Annotated in this window: 20 protein-coding genes; 2 read left to right on the forward strand and 18 right to left on the reverse strand. The window is 40.8% G+C overall.

What is annotated here, in order from left to right:
• Positions 1 to 234 precede the first annotated feature (234 nt).
• From C5O00_RS13990 to hisS, 10 genes are all read right to left on the reverse strand, one after another.
• Positions 235 to 1170 (reverse strand): hypothetical protein, encoded by a 936-nt coding sequence (locus C5O00_RS13990; RefSeq protein ID WP_158676875.1) that lies wholly within the window; start codon positions 1168 to 1170, stop codon positions 235 to 237.
• Positions 1171 to 1400: 230 nt separating this feature from the next.
• The gene (locus C5O00_RS13995) at positions 1401 to 3113 is read right to left on the reverse strand and encodes a DUF262 domain-containing protein (protein WP_158676876.1); all 1713 of its coding nucleotides are present in this window, start codon (positions 3111 to 3113) and stop codon (positions 1401 to 1403) included.
• A 216-nt stretch (positions 3114 to 3329) separates the two neighbouring features.
• Entirely contained in the window at positions 3330 to 3719 is a 390-nt protein-coding gene (locus C5O00_RS14000) for a hypothetical protein (RefSeq protein ID WP_105217447.1), read from the reverse strand.
• A gap of 244 nt (positions 3720 to 3963) precedes the next feature.
• Positions 3964 to 4914: a PIN domain-containing protein gene (locus tag C5O00_RS14005; protein WP_105217448.1), complete on the reverse strand. Its 951-nt coding sequence runs from the start codon at positions 4912 to 4914 to the stop codon at positions 3964 to 3966.
• Positions 4915 to 5149: 235 nt separating this feature from the next.
• Entirely contained in the window at positions 5150 to 5632 is a 483-nt protein-coding gene (locus C5O00_RS14010; RefSeq protein ID WP_105217449.1) for a hypothetical protein, read from the reverse strand.
• A 206-nt stretch (positions 5633 to 5838) separates the two neighbouring features.
• The gene (locus C5O00_RS14015; RefSeq protein ID WP_105217450.1) at positions 5839 to 6081 is read right to left on the reverse strand and encodes a DUF1059 domain-containing protein; all 243 of its coding nucleotides are present in this window, start codon (positions 6079 to 6081) and stop codon (positions 5839 to 5841) included.
• Between the two features lie 154 nt (positions 6082 to 6235).
• Entirely contained in the window at positions 6236 to 7210 is a 975-nt protein-coding gene (locus C5O00_RS14020) for a hypothetical protein (protein WP_105217451.1), read from the reverse strand.
• Positions 7211 to 7216: 6 nt separating this feature from the next.
• Entirely contained in the window at positions 7217 to 8179 is a 963-nt protein-coding gene (locus tag C5O00_RS14025; RefSeq protein WP_105217452.1) for a CHAT domain-containing protein, read from the reverse strand.
• Between the two features lie 11 nt (positions 8180 to 8190).
• Positions 8191 to 9123 carry a DNA/RNA non-specific endonuclease gene (locus C5O00_RS14030; protein ID WP_105217453.1) on the reverse strand — a complete coding sequence of 311 codons (933 nt, stop codon included), beginning with the start codon at positions 9121 to 9123 and terminating at the stop codon, positions 8191 to 8193.
• Positions 9124 to 9360: 237 nt separating this feature from the next.
• Complete coding sequence (hisS, locus tag C5O00_RS14035; protein ID WP_105217454.1) at positions 9361 to 10731, reverse strand: histidine--tRNA ligase; 1371 nt, start codon at positions 10729 to 10731, stop codon at positions 9361 to 9363.
• Positions 10732 to 10853: 122 nt separating this feature from the next.
• On the opposite strand from hisS, the gene C5O00_RS14040 reads away from it, so the two are divergent.
• Positions 10854 to 12101, forward strand: coding sequence for an ABC transporter permease (locus C5O00_RS14040; RefSeq protein WP_105217455.1), 1248 nt, complete (start codon positions 10854 to 10856; stop codon positions 12099 to 12101).
• A gap of 58 nt (positions 12102 to 12159) precedes the next feature.
• Here C5O00_RS14040 and C5O00_RS14045 read toward each other — a convergent pair whose 3' ends face one another.
• The 4 genes from C5O00_RS14045 to rpsF all read right to left on the reverse strand — a co-directional run bounded on the left by C5O00_RS14045 (position 12160) and on the right by rpsF (position 13825).
• Positions 12160 to 12642, reverse strand: coding sequence for a DUF6495 family protein (locus C5O00_RS14045; protein WP_105217456.1), 483 nt, complete (start codon positions 12640 to 12642; stop codon positions 12160 to 12162).
• A gap of 77 nt (positions 12643 to 12719) precedes the next feature.
• Positions 12720 to 13172, reverse strand: coding sequence for a 50S ribosomal protein L9 (gene rplI / locus C5O00_RS14050; RefSeq protein ID WP_105217457.1), 453 nt, complete (start codon positions 13170 to 13172; stop codon positions 12720 to 12722).
• A 15-nt stretch (positions 13173 to 13187) separates the two neighbouring features.
• Complete coding sequence (rpsR, locus tag C5O00_RS14055) at positions 13188 to 13484, reverse strand: 30S ribosomal protein S18 (protein ID WP_105217458.1); 297 nt, start codon at positions 13482 to 13484, stop codon at positions 13188 to 13190.
• 2 nt (positions 13485 to 13486) lie between these two features.
• Positions 13487 to 13825 (reverse strand): 30S ribosomal protein S6, encoded by a 339-nt coding sequence (gene rpsF / locus C5O00_RS14060; protein WP_105217459.1) that lies wholly within the window; start codon positions 13823 to 13825, stop codon positions 13487 to 13489.
• Positions 13826 to 14052: 227 nt separating this feature from the next.
• On the opposite strand from rpsF, the gene C5O00_RS14065 reads away from it, so the two are divergent.
• Entirely contained in the window at positions 14053 to 14766 is a 714-nt protein-coding gene (locus tag C5O00_RS14065) for a LytR/AlgR family response regulator transcription factor (RefSeq protein ID WP_105217460.1), read from the forward strand.
• Here the strand turns inward: C5O00_RS14065 and priA are convergent.
• The 4 genes from priA to nadC form a co-directional block, all read right to left on the reverse strand.
• Positions 14763 to 17213: a replication restart helicase PriA gene (gene priA, locus C5O00_RS14070; protein ID WP_105217461.1), complete on the reverse strand. Its 2451-nt coding sequence runs from the start codon at positions 17211 to 17213 to the stop codon at positions 14763 to 14765. The two genes, C5O00_RS14065 and priA, sit on opposite strands and share 4 nt — an antisense overlap.
• A gap of 62 nt (positions 17214 to 17275) precedes the next feature.
• Positions 17276 to 17707, reverse strand: a complete 432-nt coding sequence (locus C5O00_RS14075) for a DUF2147 domain-containing protein (protein WP_105217462.1) — start codon at positions 17705 to 17707, stop codon at positions 17276 to 17278.
• A complete protein-coding gene (locus tag C5O00_RS14080) occupies positions 17694 to 18635 on the reverse strand; it encodes a YihY/virulence factor BrkB family protein (protein ID WP_105217463.1) in 942 nt (313 codons plus the stop codon). The genes C5O00_RS14075 and C5O00_RS14080 overlap by 14 nt, the downstream gene beginning before the upstream one ends.
• Positions 18636 to 19493: a carboxylating nicotinate-nucleotide diphosphorylase gene (nadC, locus tag C5O00_RS14085; RefSeq protein ID WP_105217692.1), complete on the reverse strand. Its 858-nt coding sequence runs from the start codon at positions 19491 to 19493 to the stop codon at positions 18636 to 18638. It lies immediately after the preceding gene.
• Positions 19494 to 19495 lie beyond the last annotated feature (2 nt).

Here is a 19495-nt window from a genome sequence, read left to right on the forward strand (position 1 = left end):
ATGAAGCACAACGTTCCTGTATAACGCTAGTGGCGGCTGGCGGCTGTGATTCAGCTGAACAGCTAAGCCGAAGGCTTAGGCTGGAAGTCACGCCAACGGCGTGACGTGCGATTCAGAAACCCGGCAAAGCCGCTAGGTTAATTTGTTTAGTTAAAGATATCATTTTTATAGATGTAAATCGTCTAGTTAGCTGTGAACGCAGCCATTTGCGGTATGCGTTGTTGTGTTCAGATTTTACTGCTTTTTATAATAAATACCAAATCCATCATTTGGCATAAAACCATTTTCCATTTTAAATCGTAATTGTTTTTTTCCTAATGTTGAATCTTCAATTATGTATAGATCATTATTTCCTAAATCAAATAATCCAATTTCAATATTTTTTGGCATTATAATATTAAAATATAAGTTTGAACAATAAGTATTCATCTTAAATAAATGATAAGGATTATCTAAAATGGAATAGTTGAATTTGTGTTTATATTCTACGTAAAATTCTCTTTTAGATTCAAATATGGTTTCGAATTCCAATACATCTTGTTCTAATTTATCCATAAAGTCAATTCCATCGACTTTATAAGTCATTAATTGCGCAGAATATTCTGTTTGAATCTGGTTATTTATTGGGTGCTTAAATTTAAAATACTTCTGAGTTTTGTCTGGTAAAAGTAATACCCTCGTGAATTTATAGAATTCAATTTCATTGTTATCTATTGATGAAACCTGAACCTCAATCTCTAAATTTCTAACATAAAACTCAGAATAAACAGGTGAGAATTTTGTAGTTAATTTGTGAAAAAATGAATTATAAATTTCTGGAAAGCTCTCCTCACTTATAATTCTATTAATTTTATCTTGAAGCTTTTGAAAGTCCTTTACATCTTGACTAGGAATAATTAGTTCTTTGCTTTTTAAAAAGGCGAAGATTAATAATAGAACAAATAAAATCGATAGAGTGATAAAACTACCCTTAGTAAAAATAAGTTGAAGAACTAGGATGTAAAACTTGACATTATTACTGCTATATCGGTCATTTAAGTATTCAAATAGGTTTTCAAAATTTTCGTCAAAACCAAGCGCCAATGCTTCCCTGATTATGGCTGCTGTAATAATAAAAAGAATATAATTCAGAGTCTTTTTCCGGAATATTATATTAAGTAACTTAGTCAATATTCTTAATTTATTAGTTGTATACATCGGTCTTGGCAATGAGTAGTGCGGGCGCAAACACGCACTTTCCTTTCGGTTGGGCACAGAGCCTAAACCTAGTTTTCTGGTTTTTATCTTAACATTTCAAAAAACCAAAACAAGGTTTTGGCGGTCGTTGCAAATTTGCGATTTGTTTTGTGTTAAGCACCTAATCCCGCATTACTTATAGCCGTTGTTGTAGCCAGTTAAGATCAAAACTTAAACACAATATCAAATAATCTTTCGGCAATCCTTTCAGTTCTGTCCATTATGTTTGTCTCATCCCAATCTGTTGCATTTTTAATTTCATTATCTAGAAATACATTTGATTTTAAGTATATCGGATGTTTAATTGCAAATGGCTTATTTCCTAGCTTTCCATTTAAACTTTCATCCATGAGAATCAAGTTTCCAATCTTACCAATGTCCTCAATATCTATAGATTTAGAACTATCTTTTTCTGCATGTATGTGTTCAATTGTCATTTGTTCATAATCGATCGATGTCCCTGTTTTGGCTTTTTGAGAATAATGATAATCGTATTTAGAAAGTATATATTTAATTAAAGCTTTTTCTTTTGTATAGACCGAACTATATTGAAGTTCTAATAAATTGGCAACAAATTCATCTTTAGATGGTAACTTTTCACGAAGTTTTTTCTTTAACTCATCTAAAGCCTTGGTTTTGTCGTTCGGAGTTGCTTGATCTAGTTGTCTTGCATGGTAAGCATACATAAATGAAATTCCTCCAGAAGAACGCTGAGAAGTCACAGCAGTGAAAATAAAATGAAAACACTCTATTGCATTAACAATGTCCTTGACTCTTTTAAGTTTTAAACCACCATTCTCATATTCACGCATTACCGAAAGTAACATTGGTATTTGTTGCTTTACTCGGAAGATAATTAACGCTTCTAAGGATTTTTTTAAGTCCATTTCTTCTTTCTTCCACTCTCGATATGTCGGGTCAAGTGTCTCTCGGTAAATCCGTGTTTCAGTTAAAATATCGTTAAGAAAGTTTTTAGCATTTCTTTTATTGACAATTTGTTTTAATGACTTAAAAAGTTTTTTCTGAGTAGTGAATTCATATTTTGATAACCAAAAATGATGTAGAAAACTATCCATATTTAGATCAGCATTGGAGCCCTCAATTATTGTGCGTGATTCAGTCCATTTATCTTTTGATAAATCAACAGCCTTATTTTTTTTCGGCAACATTTTAGTGAGGTGGTTTTTGACCAAATCAGATACTCTTAAATCTTTTCCTCTTGTATTTAGTGTTTCAAATATGATATAGGCATCATCTTCATTTCCTAATTCAATGTAAATAACCTTAAGGTTTAATATCTTATCCCTTATCTTCTTTAGAGTTTCAACTTTTTCCGCTTGCTTTTCTTTAGTTGAAAGTGTTGTGCTATTTTCAATTGACTCTAGTTCTTTAAGCACTAAATTTGTTAACAAATCGAACCCCTTTTTGATGTGTTCTTCTTCCTTTTTTGCGGGAATATCAGTAACATCTGAAGCATCAAATTTTTGAACATTCTCATGGAGATAAGGGTAGCTACTCTCCGTTTGAAGTACATAATTTAAATCATCATCTAAATCTTTTCTTTCAATCATTCCTTGCGTACCTTTGGCAAGGCTATCTTCACCAATACTTTTAAACGCCTCTCGGATTGCACCTAAGAGCATGGTAACAGTTGTTAAACGCTGTTGTCCGTCTACCACACCATAAGTATCATCAGATATTTCATATACTACCATAGAGCCTATGAAATAATCTCCACTACTCTCTCTAATTGAATCATTCCAAAAATCTTCAATATGCTCTTTTTCCCATGAATAAGGTCTTTGGAACCTTGGGATTTTATAATAACTAGATTTTAGAACTGTCCTGATTGTTTTGTCTATACTTGAAATATTCATATTTTTCTTTAATTGGCTACAACGTTCCTGTATAACGCTAGTGGCGGTTGGCGGAGTGATTCGGACGAACATAATTTGCAGCCCTGTAGTAGCCAGTGGCACTACAGGATATACGAATCAGAAGCCAGGCGGAGCCGCTAGGTTATTTTGTTTTGTTAAAGATATCAATTTTATGAAAGTAAATCGTCTAGATAGCTGTAAACGCAGTCATTTGAGTTATGCGATGTTGTAGCACGTTTTTATTTTTCTTATCCAGTCATTTTTGTTTTCAATAATTTCAGTCGGCAATTCATTAATTTCAGTTTGTTCAATTTTCTCCAAACAGGCTGAAAAAATTGTTTCAGCTCCACTAATTTTCAGAATTTCATTTGGGTCAGGTTTTCCAAATTCCAATGCTATATATGATGACCAAATTTCAACACGATATTGATATTCCATAATAAATTCTGCAAAACTTTGAATTCCGACTTCATTTATTATTTCATTACCAAGTTCAATTATTCCTGAGTATTCTGCAGAGTCAGATTTATTGAAATCGAAAGGATGAATTCCTAAAAAATATAGGTTTTTACAGCCGACTAGAAAGTCAGTCCTTTTTGGATTCATTGTTTTTCTCAAATGTGCTACAACGCCCTCGTATATGACGCGGCACGTGTGCGGCAGCTTCGGAAGCAACGCCATGCCTTGGCGTGGGCGGGAAGTAGAGGCGGAGCCTCTGCGTGCGTTTCGGAGCATCGGAAGTCCGCTAGCCGTTTCTTTCCGAGTGACTTAGTTTTATTTAAATGTAGGAACTTTAGTTGAATAACCCAACAAGTGCTGCGTGATATGCGATGTTGTGCAACGTCTATTGTCAATGAAATCTTTCACTGTAATCATCATAGATTGTTGGATCAATTTTATCTTTATTTGATTCAATAATATCTTTCCGGGCAGATGATACAACATAGTCCGAGCTTATCCAATAAATTTGGTTGTTAGTGGAGAATGCTTCGGTAATTTCGTTTAATTGTTGTATTGAGAAGCCATCAAAATTTCTCAGTTTTCTAATTACACTTTTTGCATTATCAAATGAATACGCCTCTCGAAGATTCTTAATAATAATCTCTTTTTCGGTTTCACTCGAGATTTCAATGTCTGGGTAATTCACTTTAAAAAATTCCGATAACCTTTTATAATAATGCAAATTTGAATCTTTTAAATCTTTCCATTCTTTGAGTAAATAAGAATTAAAATTTGCTTCATTTAGCTTAGAATAATAATCCTTATCTTCTGAAATAAAATGTAAATCTTCGTCTTCAGGAGCAATTTCTAACAAGCTAACCCAGTTGATTGCATCTCCATATGATTTGTCTTTTCCTGGAGGATTTCCCATTTCAAAACGGGTAACTGATTCATTCAAAATGTCATCTGTTGTTTCAATAATTATTGCCTTCGAGAGCAATTGATTTAGTACGTCATCTGCAACTAATGATTCTGATTCAGCGTCGTGTTGAAGTTTTTTAAGCAGTTTAGATTTATTTGATTCAAATTGTTTGATTGCCTTTTTCATTTTATCGTACTCAGAATAAGAATGGCAAATCATAGGGAATTGATTGTTCAACTTCGAAACCCTAAGTTTGTCAATGGAGTCGGAAATTTTAACTTCCCTATTTCTATAAAATTCATTTTTTGTCTGTTCTGGCAAAAAAAGATTGATATTACCTGTATTTATTAGTGCAATCAGTTTTTTCAACTCTTTTAAATCCTCATTAGAAAAATGATAGAAAGTTAGATAAACATTTGTATCGATATATAAATTCATTGGTTTAATTCAGATGTTGCACAACGGTCTTGCATATGATTTGTGGCGGCCAGGCGGCTCTTAGTCGGCGTGAAGCATTTTGCGGAGCAAATGTTGGCAGCCCTGTAGTAGCCTGTGGCACTACAGGATATACGAATCAGAATCCCGGCCGAGCCGCTAAGTTATTTTGTTTAGTTAAATAATTCAATTTTATAAAAGTTAATGGCCAAAATACCTATCAACACAGCCATTAGAATTATGCCTTGTTAGGCGTTGCTTTGTCATCATAAACTTTATTCATGAATTCAAGAAATTCTCCGTCAAATTGAGAACTCAATATCGTTTTCCAAGCCGACCGAAAACTTGTGTAACCCATCCAATCCTCGATATATGCAAGCCATCCAGACCATTGTTTTCCTATAAAGCTTTTATTGTGTTCTTTATACATCAAATAAGCTCGTTCAAAAAGGCAAACTAAAATTTCAAAAATGATAATTGCTCGAGTCTGTTGCTCTTCTGAGAGTTTTTTATTAGACATTTCATAAATACCAAGATCCTGATTAGATAAGCATAAATTCAAGAAATCTAGATACTTATCGTCAAGAGCATTAAACGTTAAGTATTCTCTATCTTTTCTTTCTTTTCTCTTTTCCTTATAAAAAATGAATATCGCTATTGGAACTCCTACAATCGTAATGGATAAGGATATTATTTCTAAAATGATTTTTAACTCATTCATCTTCGTTAACGTTGTGGCTTACATCCCTGTATAACACTACTGGCAAATAAGGGCCTTGATCATTTTAACAGCCACGCCTTAGCAAGTTTATGATATTTAAGGATTTAAATTTCAAAAATTTGTTCAAAAATACGTTACGGCTTTCCGTATAACTCAAATATGGTATTTATAATACTCACCTCCCCCACTATCAACTTCAGCCTTCTTTATCGATCGGGTAGAGCATTAAATTCCTCCCGCTTGGTTTGCATCCAATGTTGCATGGCCTTAGAATCCGAACTTTCCATCAATGCCCGCATCTTATTCATTGCTTCCAGATGAGCTGCATCTTTCTTCCTAAACATCTCCATGCCATGCTGCTTGCTTTGTTCAGATATTTCTTCAAATGTATCGGCATGAAATTCCTTATCACAGGCTCCGCCCAGCTGTCTGCAAGTCATTGTTTTCATAATATGCTGTTTTTTAATACCCTGTCGAAGACTTCAACTTTCCCGGGTTTGCTTTACTTATTTCATTTGGCCTGCATAGCTCCCTTCTGTAATTCCCACCATCCTCCAAAGTGTAGACTTCTGGCAACCTCCCCACATTTCCGAAGAAAAACCTTTAAAACTTACCTTCGTAATGAATAGAAAAATCGCCGCCTTTTCTATCCGTCACCGGCGTATATTGCAGGTCCAGTTCTATGTTCATCCCGTTCTTAATGGCTAGCTGGATCTCTTCGGCTACCTTCTTTAGATCTTTATCAAAATAGTGTAAGGTAGGCGTATTAGAAAAAGCCCTGGGCCGTCGGCTTGGCGATTTTACCGCAACGGCCTTATACCCGTGATAGTTCAAAAAATTCTTCATCAGGTTCTTGGCCTCCTCGTCGAGCGGGCGCCACGAATTAACCCGTATGGTATATTGGGAGTTTTCTTTTAATTTCCTGGGATCCTGGTAATCGTAGCCAATTTCCAACGCCTCGTCCTTCCACTTATATCCCATATAAAAGGGTAACACTTTTTCGATCTTCACTCCCTTAGACCTTAGTTTCTCCAAAACTTCCTTCTTGCGTTCGGGTTTTACCTTGTTGCCATAATACAGAGTATTAGACCGAGCACCCAGGTTGGTAGTGGGTTCTTTAATATTAAGTTTATAGCCCTTCGGATTCAACTCGCGTATGGCTTTTACGATCGCATCCCCGTCTGCTCGTCGCTGGTAGTAACGCACTATGGTGCTGTCTGATGAAAAGCCGTCTATGGCGATCATCTTGTTTTCCAGGTCCTTGATGATCTTTAGTACTTCTTTATCATTGGTAGAGGATTTCAATGTATCCAGTAAATTCCTAATCTGCATGGTTTCTTCATTGATCTCTCGCTTTTTTATACTGTCGTTCTTCTTTATAGAATCCAGCTTATTCACAACCATATCCTTTTGCTCAACCTCCTTACGGGTGTCGGCCACAACCACGGTTTCCCTGCTATAGGCCCATAATATCAAGGCAAATATGAGCAATGTAAGTCCGAGAGCGATCACATAATAGATCTTCGACCTACGATCCTCGGATTCTATATCTTTTATTTTTTTCTGAAAATCACTCATAGTAACCTATATCGTTATTATTCGTTCAAATTCGTCGTTCAGGTTGTCTATATCACCATCGGTGATGGAAGCTAACGCCCGAAGGAACCGCTTTCGTTTTAATTTAAACAATGTTAGCAACTCGATCCTCTTTTTATTCTTTTCTATCTCCTTAAACGGCAAGGCTATCAATCCCGAAGGGAGCAATCCCCCCAGGGCTGTTAAGGTTTCCTTGCTTATAAAATAGGTGCCCACCGAAATACCAATGGCAACCACTACACACACCACGATAAGCCGCTTGTAGAACCGCACCTTATCGGCTCGTTGTTTTTGTACGAGGTCGATCTCTTCCTGACTCACAAGCTTCTCTTCTATTCCGCCACTACTTACCACCTCTGGGCCCGTGGTAACCGGTCCCTCTGGGGGTATTTTATCCGAATTATCCAAAAATCTCGGGATCAGCTCATCGTCGAAATCGCGCAGCGAGATCATATCCAGCGCCACCTTAAAGGAGTCTTTTATCGACTTCCCGTTAAAAAGGGCATTGTAAAAACTCGTGGAAAACAATATGGCCGTATCGTTTGGGATCTCTTCCCGCATCCCAATAACGTAAGGGATGTCGTCACTTATTTCTTCGATATGCGCCAGGCTATGGCACGAATTGAGGAATAGACATTCTATATGGTTCAGGAAGTTTGCGAGTAAATTGGATAGCTTGGCGATAGAGATCTCTTCTTTGTAGCCGTCCTCCCCTTCTATGAACAGCTTCTCATCGCTGCTTCCATGGCCGGAGATATGTAATATATTCGGACTTAAAGAAAGTAAGTAGTTAAGCAGGGCTTTGGTAGTAACCGCTCCCCTGGTCTCGAAAACAAAGTTGTTTCTGTGTTCACATCGTTCCAGCACCTCCCTAATACTGTTCTCCTCGTTCTCCAGCCGTAGGTCTGCCGTATCGATAGGATTTGCCTTTATAAACAATATCTTCTTCACGTTCTATTGGTTTACAGTTTTATATTTATGCTATTTGGCGCTAATTCTATTTCCCCGTCCGAACGTACATTAACGTCCTTTAGGATCAACCGCTCCGGTCGCTCATCTGTGTAGGCTTCTTCCGCAGGAGCAAATACCAGTTCGCCAAGTTTTTCTATCAACCCTACACTTACCTGGTAGGTTTCCGCATCTTTAAAATTAAGAAAGGCATCCTTTTGTACAACTTCCGGCCCCCCGCGTACCGTGGGTTTTACAATACGTCGCTTTTTCAATAGTCCTAACTGACTCGTTAAGAAAGCCGTCCTGTGCAATACATCATCCTTTAAGTAATATACCACTTTCCAAAACAAATACGGCAATTGTATGGTGCTTCCCTTTACTTCGGTGACAAACTCGGGGTCGTGGTCCTGGAAAACGGGCCCGGTGAAAAGAATGATCTTCCTCTGGCCTTCCACCACTTCCTGGTGCAGGATATAATCCTCGATCTTCCGCCATATTCCCCTGTTTAATCGATCTACCTGTGGCATAGCATTGGTGAAGTAAAATGTAGACTCGGCTGCATCTCTCGCCTTCTCATCGGTATCTCCCCATTGTACGTCCTCCCGCTTTGTAAGATGACCCTTGTCGAAATCACTTTTTTTAGCCGAATACAACTCACTGCCCAGCTGAAATTCTCCCGGAATCCGTTTGTCTTTTTTCCAGGCATCTCCGCCGCCTCCAAATAGTTCCTTTCTGGTGATCTTCTTAAAGAGATTACCATCAATATTGGCGGCTGTATAATACGGGAAAAAACGCAGTGGGTTGTGTAAAAGACTGTAATTGGTATAATCAAGGAAGAAATCTTCCAGCTGCAGGCCTGCTTCACAAAAGCCATCCTGCTCCCGTTTAGAAATGGAGGGGGGTGCTACTTCTGCAACTTCCAAAAAATGAGTAACGTACGACATTCGGTTGTAAAATGATCCGTCTTTAATGGGGGAAGTGCTATCTCAGCTTTTATAAAGATATGTTATTTTTTTATATCTGTATGAAAATGTGAAAGTTAGTTCATTCATCCTAAGATAGGGACAGTATACTGTCACTATGAACCCGATAGCCATTAATTAAACTCAGCTCATGTGCTGGTAGTTGTTCAGCAAAAGGAAAATGGTTTCTGAAGGTCTTGAGCGGAAATAGGGAAATGTTTATTTCAATACGCGTACCAGCTGGTCGATGTCTACCTGCTGTTGCTCCCCGCTCTTCATATTTTTAAGGGTGTAGGTCCCGGATTCCATTTCGCTCACCCCGGTAAGCACCACAAAAGGGATATCGCGCTTGTCGGCATAACTCATTTGCTTGCCCATTTTTGCAGGATCTGGATACATGTCGACAGAGATCCCCTCATCGCGTAATGCACTCACGGCTCGCATGGCATATTTGGCTTCGGCTTCGCCGAAATTCACAAACAAAGCCCTGGTTCCTTCCAGGACGGTTTTAGGGAACAGCCCTAATTCTTCCATCACGAGATAGATACGGTCCAATCCGAATGAAATTCCTACCCCGCTAATGTCTTTAAGTCCGAAAATACCGGTAAGGTCGTCATAGCGGCCGCCGCCACCTATACTTCCCATCTTTACCTCTTCCGGGGCCGATACTTCAAAAATTGCTCCTGTGTAATAATTAAGTCCGCGGGCCAGGGTAACGTCTATTTCGAGGGTAGCCGATTTCAATTCGAGTTCGGCTATGGTTTCAACTATGAATTCCATTTCGTCCATCCCTTGCAGCCCGGTTTCGGAAGTAGCCAGCAGCTCTCTCAGGGTTTTTATTTTTTCTGAAACCGTCCCGGTTATATGGAACAAGGGTTCGAGCTTAGCGATAGCGGCTTCAGAAATTCCCTTTTCACGCATCTCAGTTTTTACCTTCTCCTCTCCTATCTTATCCAGTTTATCCAGCGCTACGGTGAAATCAATTAGTTTATCCTCTGCCCCGATCACTTCGGCGATCCCCGAAAGCAACTTCCGGTTGTTCATTTTAATCACCGTATTCCGAAGGTTTAAATGGGTAAAGACCGAATCGTAAAGCTGCACGAATTCCACTTCCTGCCACAGCGATCTGCTCCCTACTACATCGGCATCGCATTGATAAAACTCTCTGAAACGCCCTTTCTGCGGCCGGTCTGCCCGCCAAACGGGTTGTATCTGGTAACGTTTAAAGGGTAAGGTGATCTCGTTCTGGTGCTGCACCACATAACGTGCGAAAGGAACGGTTAGGTCGTAACGCAAGGCTTTTTCGGAGATCTGCCCGGTTAGCGCAGCACTGTCTTGTGCTTTCAGTGCATCAGGATCTGCTTTTCGCAGGTAATCTCCGCTATTGAGTATCTTGAATATAAGTCGGTCTCCTTCTTCTCCGTACTTTCCCATCAGGGTTTCACTGTTCTCGAAAGAAGGGGTTTCTATAGGTTGAAAGCCAAATCGTTCGAAATCCCTCTGTATCACATCGATGATATAGTTGCGTTTTACAACTTCACTCGGACTAAAATCGCGGGTTCCTTTCGGTATGGAGGGTTTGGTAGACACAGACGGCTATGTTATATGTTATGTGTGATGGTAAATTGGCAATAACTGCTGCAAATATCTTAAAATTAATGGTAACTTTATAAGCGGTTTTTAGTCTAATTACAAACCACAACAGCAAAAGCATGTTTTCACTCTTCAGGGAAAATGTAAGGATCGCTCTCGATTCTATTAAGAGTCAGCTACTTCGAACCATTCTCACCATTATAATCATTGGTATAGGTATCTGGGCCCTGGTGGGGATACTAAGCGCTGTGAAAGCACTGGAGAATACCATTTCCAGCGATTTTGCCTCTATGGGAGCCAATACCTTTAATATTCAGCGATACGAATTTGGGGTAACGGTACAACGTGGAAACCAGGGGGAAACCCAGAAGATAAATCCCATCATTAGTTATAATGATACTAAAGAATTTGTAGACAGATATAGTTTCCCCTATGCACAAACCTCAATTTCCTTTCGTGGAACAGGTTCGGCAGAAATAAAATATGGTAACGAAAAGACCGATCCGGATATCCAGGTCTACGGCGTAAATGAACACTACCTGGAAAACACCGGTACCGAAGTAGCCAGGGGACGTGCGTTTACATTCTTCGATATTGAAAACAATAATAAGGTCTGCCTCATTGGTTCCGATTTTGAAAAAGGGCTGTTTAAGAACGACGACCCTATCAATAAGACCGTGAGCATTCGCGGGGTGAAATTCAAGGTCATTGGGATATTGGAATCTAAAGGATCTACCTTTGGTAATAACCAGGACTTGAAAGTTCTCATCCCTATTAAAATAGCGCGTAGCATCTTCACCCAGCCTAATATCAACTATACCATTAGTGTTAAGGTAGACGATAAGGCGATGATGGCCGGAGCGCAGGACGATGCCATCGTTACCTTCAGAAATATTCGCGGACTCAACCCTATTGAAGAGAATAACTTTGGTATTGAGCGTAGTGACGACCTCATTAACCGTATCACACAGATCACAGGGGTACTTTCGTTAGCAGCCTGGATCATTAGTTTTATAACCATCTTAGGTTCTTCCATCGCCTTGATGAATATCATGCTGGTATCTGTAACCGAACGCACTAGGGAGATAGGAGTACGAAAGGCCATGGGCGCTAAAAGAGGAACCATTGCCACCCAGTTTTTTATGGAAACCATAGTGATAGGGCAATTAGGAAGTATCCTGGGTATTATCTTAGGCCTGGGCACAGGACTGGCATTTGCGGCTATATTCGACTTTAAATTCTCGCCGCCCTGGATGGCAATGATTGGGGCCACCATCATCTCCTTTGGCACCGCCCTGCTCGCAGGACTATATCCTGCTACCAAAGCTGCTCGCCTCGACCCTATTGAAAGTCTTCGGTACGAATAAGTGAATTGAGGTGTTTACAATGACGATTGGGAGGGAGTAGTTATGAAGAGAACCACTTTTATTCTTCCTCCGAATTCAGTACTTCTTCAAAATACCGGTACCACTCACCCTTGCTAATATTGCTGCCCATCATGATGAGTTTGAAGATCTCGGCCTCTTTATCCTCGGTAAAGGCGCGGCTTGCTTCGTAGAAATCTATTTCATCATTCAGGAAGTTCTTCAGCAGCCACTGAAAGCCTTCATTGGTAGTGATATCACGTGAGGGATCATTCACCTTAATGCCGATAAGCTTCATTTCGGTGGGTTCTATCTTAAACAGGAATAATTGCTGAGCATCGATCTTTTCGAGATATTCGGCGTTGCGCAGTACACCCTCCCACACCAGATCGCTAAAAACGTCGAGTTCCTCCTCGGCCACCTGGGGTTTGTCCTTCTTGAGTTGCTCCCATTCGTCTGCCGTGATAGACTGCGTAGCGAGAAAACGTGCAAATTCTTCGTGCAGTTCTTCCAGTTGTTCTTTTGTTAGCCTAATGTATTTCATAAAAAAAAATGCGCTCCTGTATGGAGCGCAAATTTAATGTTTAACCATCGATGATCAACTAAATGATCACCTATTTGTTATTTTGCTTCTGCTACTACGTCGAAGGAGAAGTTGGAAACAACATCCCTGTGAAAACGAATAGAAGCCTCGTAGTTACCGGTTCTTTTAATTGAACCCCCGGCAATGGAGATATATTTCTTTTCGATGGTCACGCCTTCTTTTTCAAGAGCTTCTGCAAGATCGGCATTGGTTACAGATCCGAAGAGTTTATCCCCTTCTCCTGCCTTAGCAGCGATCTTTAATTCAATGTCGTTTAATTTGTCTGCCTCCTTTTGTGCGTCTTCAATAACTTTTTGCTCTTTAAAAGCACGTTGTTTTAAAGTCTCTGCCAATACTTTCTTTGCAGAAGGCGTCGCCAGAACCGCATATCCCTGAGGGATAAGGTAATTTCTTCCGTATCCGTTCTTTACTGTAACCAGGTCATCAGTAAATCCAAGATTCTCTACGTCTTTTTTAAGTATAAGTTCCATAATCCTGTCTGCTTTTTATTTTAATAAATCGGCCACATACGGCATTAATGCCAGGTGACGCGCTCTTTTTACAGCCACGGCAACCTTACGCTGATACTTTAGCGAAGTTCCTGTTAGCCTGCGAGGCAAGATCTTACCTTGCTCGTTCACAAATTTCAGAAGGAAATCAGGATCTTTGTAATCTACATACTTGATACCCGACTTTTTAAAGCGACAATACTTCTTCGCTTTAGTGGTCTCTATATTAAGGGGAGTAAGATATCTTATCTCTCCGTCTTTTTTTCCTTTAGCTTGTTGTTGTAATGTAGCCATAATTATGCGTTTTGCTTGTTACGGGTTCTTCTTTTCTCAGCCCATGCGATGGCATGTTTATCAAGCTTTACGGTTAAGTAACGCATGATACGCTCGTCTCTACGGAATGCTAGTTCCATTTCGTTGATGGCATCGCCTTCAACAGTGTACTCGAACAAGTGGTAAAAACCACTTTTCTTGTGTTGGATCGGGTAGGCCAGCTTTTTCAGCCCCCAATCTTCTTTCGATATCATCTTAGCACCTCTAGAAACAAGAATATCTTCGTATTTCTTAACTGTTTCCTTTATCTGCTCTTCAGATAAAACGGGATTTAAGATGAAAACAGTTTCATAATGATTCATAAATAGTACTTTATGTGTTTACTACTCTCAGCGCTTTGCCAAGAGCGTGCAAAAATACTATTTTATTTATAATTATCAAAGATTGAAGGGATTATCTACACAGGTGAAAAAGCAAAGATTTTTCTTACAGAAAATGATGAAACGGACAATATTAACGACAAAAGTTAAAAAAACTTGCAGTTCATCGATTTTTTAGTTATCATTGCCTTAAAGAAAACAGTGTTACAGTGGACAAACCAATCCTAAAGTGTGCAATTGTTGATGATTCTACTTTGCAACGACTATCCATCGTTAAGCTGATAGAGAATCATCCGTCGTTAGACCTTGTAGCCGAGTACAATAACGCCATTGAGGCGAAAATGGGGCTTGCTACAACTAATATCGACCTTATCTTTTTAGATATCGAGATGCCGATCCTTTCTGGTTTCGACCTCCTCGATGATCTTACCCATAAACCACAGATCATCTTTGTAACGGGTAAAACCAAATACGCCTTCAAGGCTTTCGATTACGATGCCGTGGATTACCTTCGGAAACCGATCTCTAAAGACCGTTTCCTGAATGCCGTTCATAAGGCGATCACCAACTACAAACTTAAGAACGATGAAGGCTTCGACGAAGAAGACTTTATCTTCGTGAAGAGTAACCTTAAAAAACGTAAGGTCTTTCTCAACGAACTACGCTATATCGAGGCGCTGGGAGACTACGTAAAACTGGTTACAGAGCATGATGCCCTGGTGGTTCTTTCTACCATGAAGGCCTTCGAAGCCCTGTTGCCAAGCGATCGCTTCCTTCGTATCCATAAATCCTATATAGTGAACCTGGATAAGGTGGAACGTTACAACAGCAAGGTGATCGAACTGGACCAGGAACAACTGCCTTTAAGCAGGAATCGCAAAGCCGAACTGGCCGAAGCCCTGGCTGCTACCATGCGTAATTAATAATTATCTACATCTATACTTAACTTAACGGTAGAGAATTCCTTCACCGAGTTGAAACTGCGTACCGCTTTTTCAATAAAGATCTTTGTTTTCGCTACAGATTGCTGCCTGGGGATCTTAACCAGCAGGTTCGTGATGAATAAATTGCGTATTCTGCCTACCGGTGGGGCCTCAGGCCCTAATACATGTTCCTTCAGTTTTGTTTGAAGTAAAGCCGCAAACCATACAGCCGATTTTTGCATTTTGTTGTAATTCCGGTCGCGCAAGGTGATCTTTATCGTGCGGTAATACGGGGGATATTTGTACTGGTAGCGTTGTTCGGCCTCATCTTTATACATCCCCTCATAATCGTTCACACTTAACTGCTGTAATATGGTGTGATACGGATTGTACGTTTGTATGAGCACCTTTCCCCTTTTCTCGGTGCGGCCCGCCCGGCCGGCTACCTGCTGCAGTAACTGAAAACTTCGTTCATGAGCCCTGAAATCGGGAAAATTTAGCAAATTATCGGCATTCATCACCCCTACCAACCCAATATTCCTGAAATCCAGTCCTTTAGCCAGCATCTGGGTGCCCACTATGATATCGATCTCCCGGTTCTCTATAGCATCTATCAGCTTCGAATGGGCGTGCTTTCGCCTGGTGGTATCCTGGTCCATGCGCCCTACCTCGTGATTGGGGAACAAACTCCGTACCTCCGTTTCTATCTGCTCTGTCCCAAATCCTTTTGTGTCAAGGGTTTCACTTCCGCAGGCCATACAACTTATTAGCATCGCCATATGATAACCACAGTAATGGCATCGCAGCTCATTCTTATACTGGTGATAGGTTAAACTCACATCACAATTAGGACATTGAGGCGCTGTTCCGCAGGTAGTGCACTCAACAAAAGGCGAAAAACCCCGGCGGTTCTGAAACAGGATCACCTGGTCGCCACTTTCCAGCACTTCCTTCATCTCCTCTAACAAACGGTCGCTAAAATGGCCATTCATTTGTTTTTTCCTGTGCTTTTCTTTTATATCAACCAGCTCTATATCGGGCATAAGCACATTCCCATATCTTTGGGTAAGTTGTACCAGTCCATATTTTCCTGCCTTGGCATTGAAATAACTTTCCAGTGATGGCGTGGCCGAACCTAGCAAGGTCTTGGCTCCGTGCAGATTTCCCAAAACCACAGCTGCATCCCTGGCGTGATAACGCGGTGCAGGGCTAAACTGCTTAAAGCTGGTTTCGTGGGCCTCGTCGACGATGATGAGTCCGAGTTTGCTAAATGGTAAAAAGAGCGACGAACGCGCCCCGATAATGATCTGGGCCTTAGGTTTGTTCCGGAGCACATTATGCCACACTTCCACACGCTCATTCAGGGTGTATTTTGAATGGTACACCGAAATACTTTCACCAAAATATTCCTGCAGCCTGCTTATCAATTGGGTGGTTAACGCGATCTCCGGCAACATATAGAGTACCTGTTTCCCCATTTTCAACATATCCGATATCAGGTCTACGTAGATCTCTGTCTTCCCACTGGAAGTTACCCCATGCAGTAAGGTCACATCCTGTTGTGTAAAACTTTCTTTTATTTCTGAAAGGGCCTTTTCCTGGGCCTCATTGAGTTGTTTCGTTTCCGAACCTTCCGGCCCGGCATAGTTCACCCGGTCGCGATGGATGTAATACTCTTCCAGGATTCCTTTATCGATCAGCGTTTTTAATGTAGCTGCATTCGAATTGCTTTTTTTCTGAAGTAGTACCGAACTCACGGGTTTCTTCTCCCCGGCGTTCAGCATAAAAAGGGTCATGAGCACCTCCTTTTGCTTGGGCGCTCTGCTTAGCGAATCCAGTAATTCCTGTAAATTCGCTTCCGAAGAAAATTCTCTGGCAAGCCGCACATAACGAACCAACCTGGGGGTGTACTTTTCCACGACCGCCTCCTCTACTTCAACAATTCCTTTTAACAATAATTGCTGAATTACCTTCACCACATTTCGCTTGTCTAAAATTGACCGCACATCGTTAATATGAAGACTGGACTGATGCTGCAGGGCTTCATACACCAGGAATTCCTCATCGGTGAACGATGCTTCATCGGCAGTTGCAGTTGCAGACAATTTAATGATGGTCTCACTTTCAAGTAGGAAGGCACTAGGTAGTCCCGCTCTCACCACCTCCCCCAGGGTACACATATAATAAGAGGCCATCCATTGCCAATGCTCCAGTTGCAGGGAATTAACGATGGGTTCTTCGTCCAGGATCTGGTCGATGGACTTTGTTTCATAGCCAATGGGCGCTTCTGTATGTACCTGAAACACGATGCCGGTGTACACCTTCGATTTACCAAAAGGTACCGCTACGCGCATTCCCGGTTTTAAAAACCGCGCTTCATGCACGTTCACACTATAGGTGAACGATTGCTTTAAAGGAATGGGTAAAATAACATCAATGAAGTACACGGTATAAAAGTAAAAAAGGCCATTCAGATTATGAACGACCTGCGCAAGCGTTTATAAACAATTTATTTTACCCTGTACCAGTATTGCGTACGGCCAATGAGTGAGAAGCCAATGTAGCCGCGAACCTTCAGTTTATCGGTTTCCTCCAGTTCTATATAACATTTGTACAATTTCCCGGTCTCGGGATCCAAAATCTTTCCACTGTTATACTCGTCGCCATCCTTTTCAAGGCCTCTAATGATCTCCAGGCCCATGATTGGCTTGTCTTCGTCTTCCCCTTCGCAATTCATGCATTTTGCATCCTGGCGGCCTTCCACAAGGATCTCCACCACTTTGCCATATACCTTACCATTGCGCTTATAGATCTCTACGATGGATTTCTCAACACCCGTTTTATCGTCGATGGTTTTCCATTTTCCGAAAACATCCTGGGCAGAAATTGCAGTTCCGCAGCTTAATGCAACAAATAATATGAGGTTCTTAAGTAGTTTCATCTTCAGATTTGGTTTTCCTTTCTTTTAGTCGTTGCAGGGAAATATTCAATTCGAAGCCCAGCAACAAGAGGTTGGAATTGATCCATATATAGAACAACATGATCATCAAAGCCCCTATAGAACCGTATAACTCATTATAACTTGAAAAATTGTTGATATATATCCCAAATAAGTAGGTTGTGAGCATAAATAACAGGGTGGTCATTAGTGCTCCTACGGAGAAAAATCGGGTCTGCCGTCCTTCTTTCACCCCAAAATGATACAGGCCGGAGGTTATCACATAGACCATCCCCACAAATACGGTCACCTGGAAAAGGTTTATCAACAGGATATCATCCGAAATATAGGCCCGTCCCTTCAGCTCATTGATGATAAATTCGCCATATAAAATCACCGCAACCGTTGCCAGCATCAATACCGAAAGGCAGATCGCCACGATAAGCGCCACAAAATATTGCCGGAAAAACGCCCTGTTCATGGTAACATTAAAGGAGCCTTCGAAGGCGGTAAAGATGGCATTCACCCCGTTGGCAGCCAGGAAGAGTGATAAGAACAATACAAAATAGGTTAATCCGGTACGCTGGTTGAGCGCAATGTCTTCAATTACTGGATAGAAGAACTCCTGGGTTTGTGGCGGTAACAATTCTTCAATAAATACAAGGAAGCGTTGCTGAAAGCCTTCCACCTGTATATAGGAGATCAAATTCAGAATAAATAAAAGAAAAGGGAAAATGGCGATAAAAAAGCTATAGGCAATAGAACTGGCGCGCGATGAAAAGGTACCTCTAATGATTCCTGTAATGTAGATCTCCAACAGGTCGTACAACGACAGTCCGTTAAACCCGGGCAGGATAATTTTTTTCAACACCCGAACGAAAATGTTCACCACGGGTATAGCAAGCAACTTCTCTTCGGTCTCCGAACTCATTTATACAGCTTTTAAACTGAGATCCATATTATAAACCGAATGTGTTAAAGCCCCACTTGAAATATAATCTACGCCACACTCGGCATATTTTCTAACAGTTTCCAGGGTAATTCCTCCGCTGGATTCGGTGAGACATTTATCTCCTATCAAGGCCACCGCTTTTTTGGTATCCTCATAGTTGAAATTATCGATCAGGATACGATACACACCTCCGGCTTCCAGAATTTGCTCGATCTCATCCAGGTTACGTGCCTCACAAATGATCTTGAGGTTCAATTTCTGGGCTTTTAAATACTTTTTGGTCGCTTCTATGGCCTTGGCTATACCACCGCAGAAATCGATATGATTGTCTTTCAGCATGATCATATCATACAAGGCAAATCGGTGATTCTTTCCTCCACCAATTACCACAGCCCATTTTTCCAGCGCCCTGATCCCCGGCGTGGTCTTTCGGGTATCCAGGATCTGGGTCCCGGTTCCTTCGAGCAATTTTACATATTGATTCGTCTTGGTAGCAATGGCGCTCATACGCTGCATGGCATTTAGTACCAGTCGTTCTGCTTTTAAAATGGATTGCGAACTTCCCGAAACATAAAAACAAACATCTCCGTGCTTTACCCTCGAACCATCCGGGATCTTAACATCCATTTTAAGGCCAGTATCCACAAATTCGAATACCTGCCGTGCAAAATCCACCCCCGCTATGATCCCTTCATCTTTAACCAATAGCTTGGCAGAACCTTCCGCATCTTCTGGGATACAGGCCAACGAACTGTGGTCGCCGTCCCCTACATCTTCCCGTATAGCATTGGCGATGATAAGGTCTATTTCCTTATTGAACTGTTTTTTAGTAATCATCT

The organism is Pukyongia salina (assembly GCF_002966125.1).
GTDB classification, from domain to species: domain Bacteria; phylum Bacteroidota; class Bacteroidia; order Flavobacteriales; family Flavobacteriaceae; genus Pukyongia; species Pukyongia salina.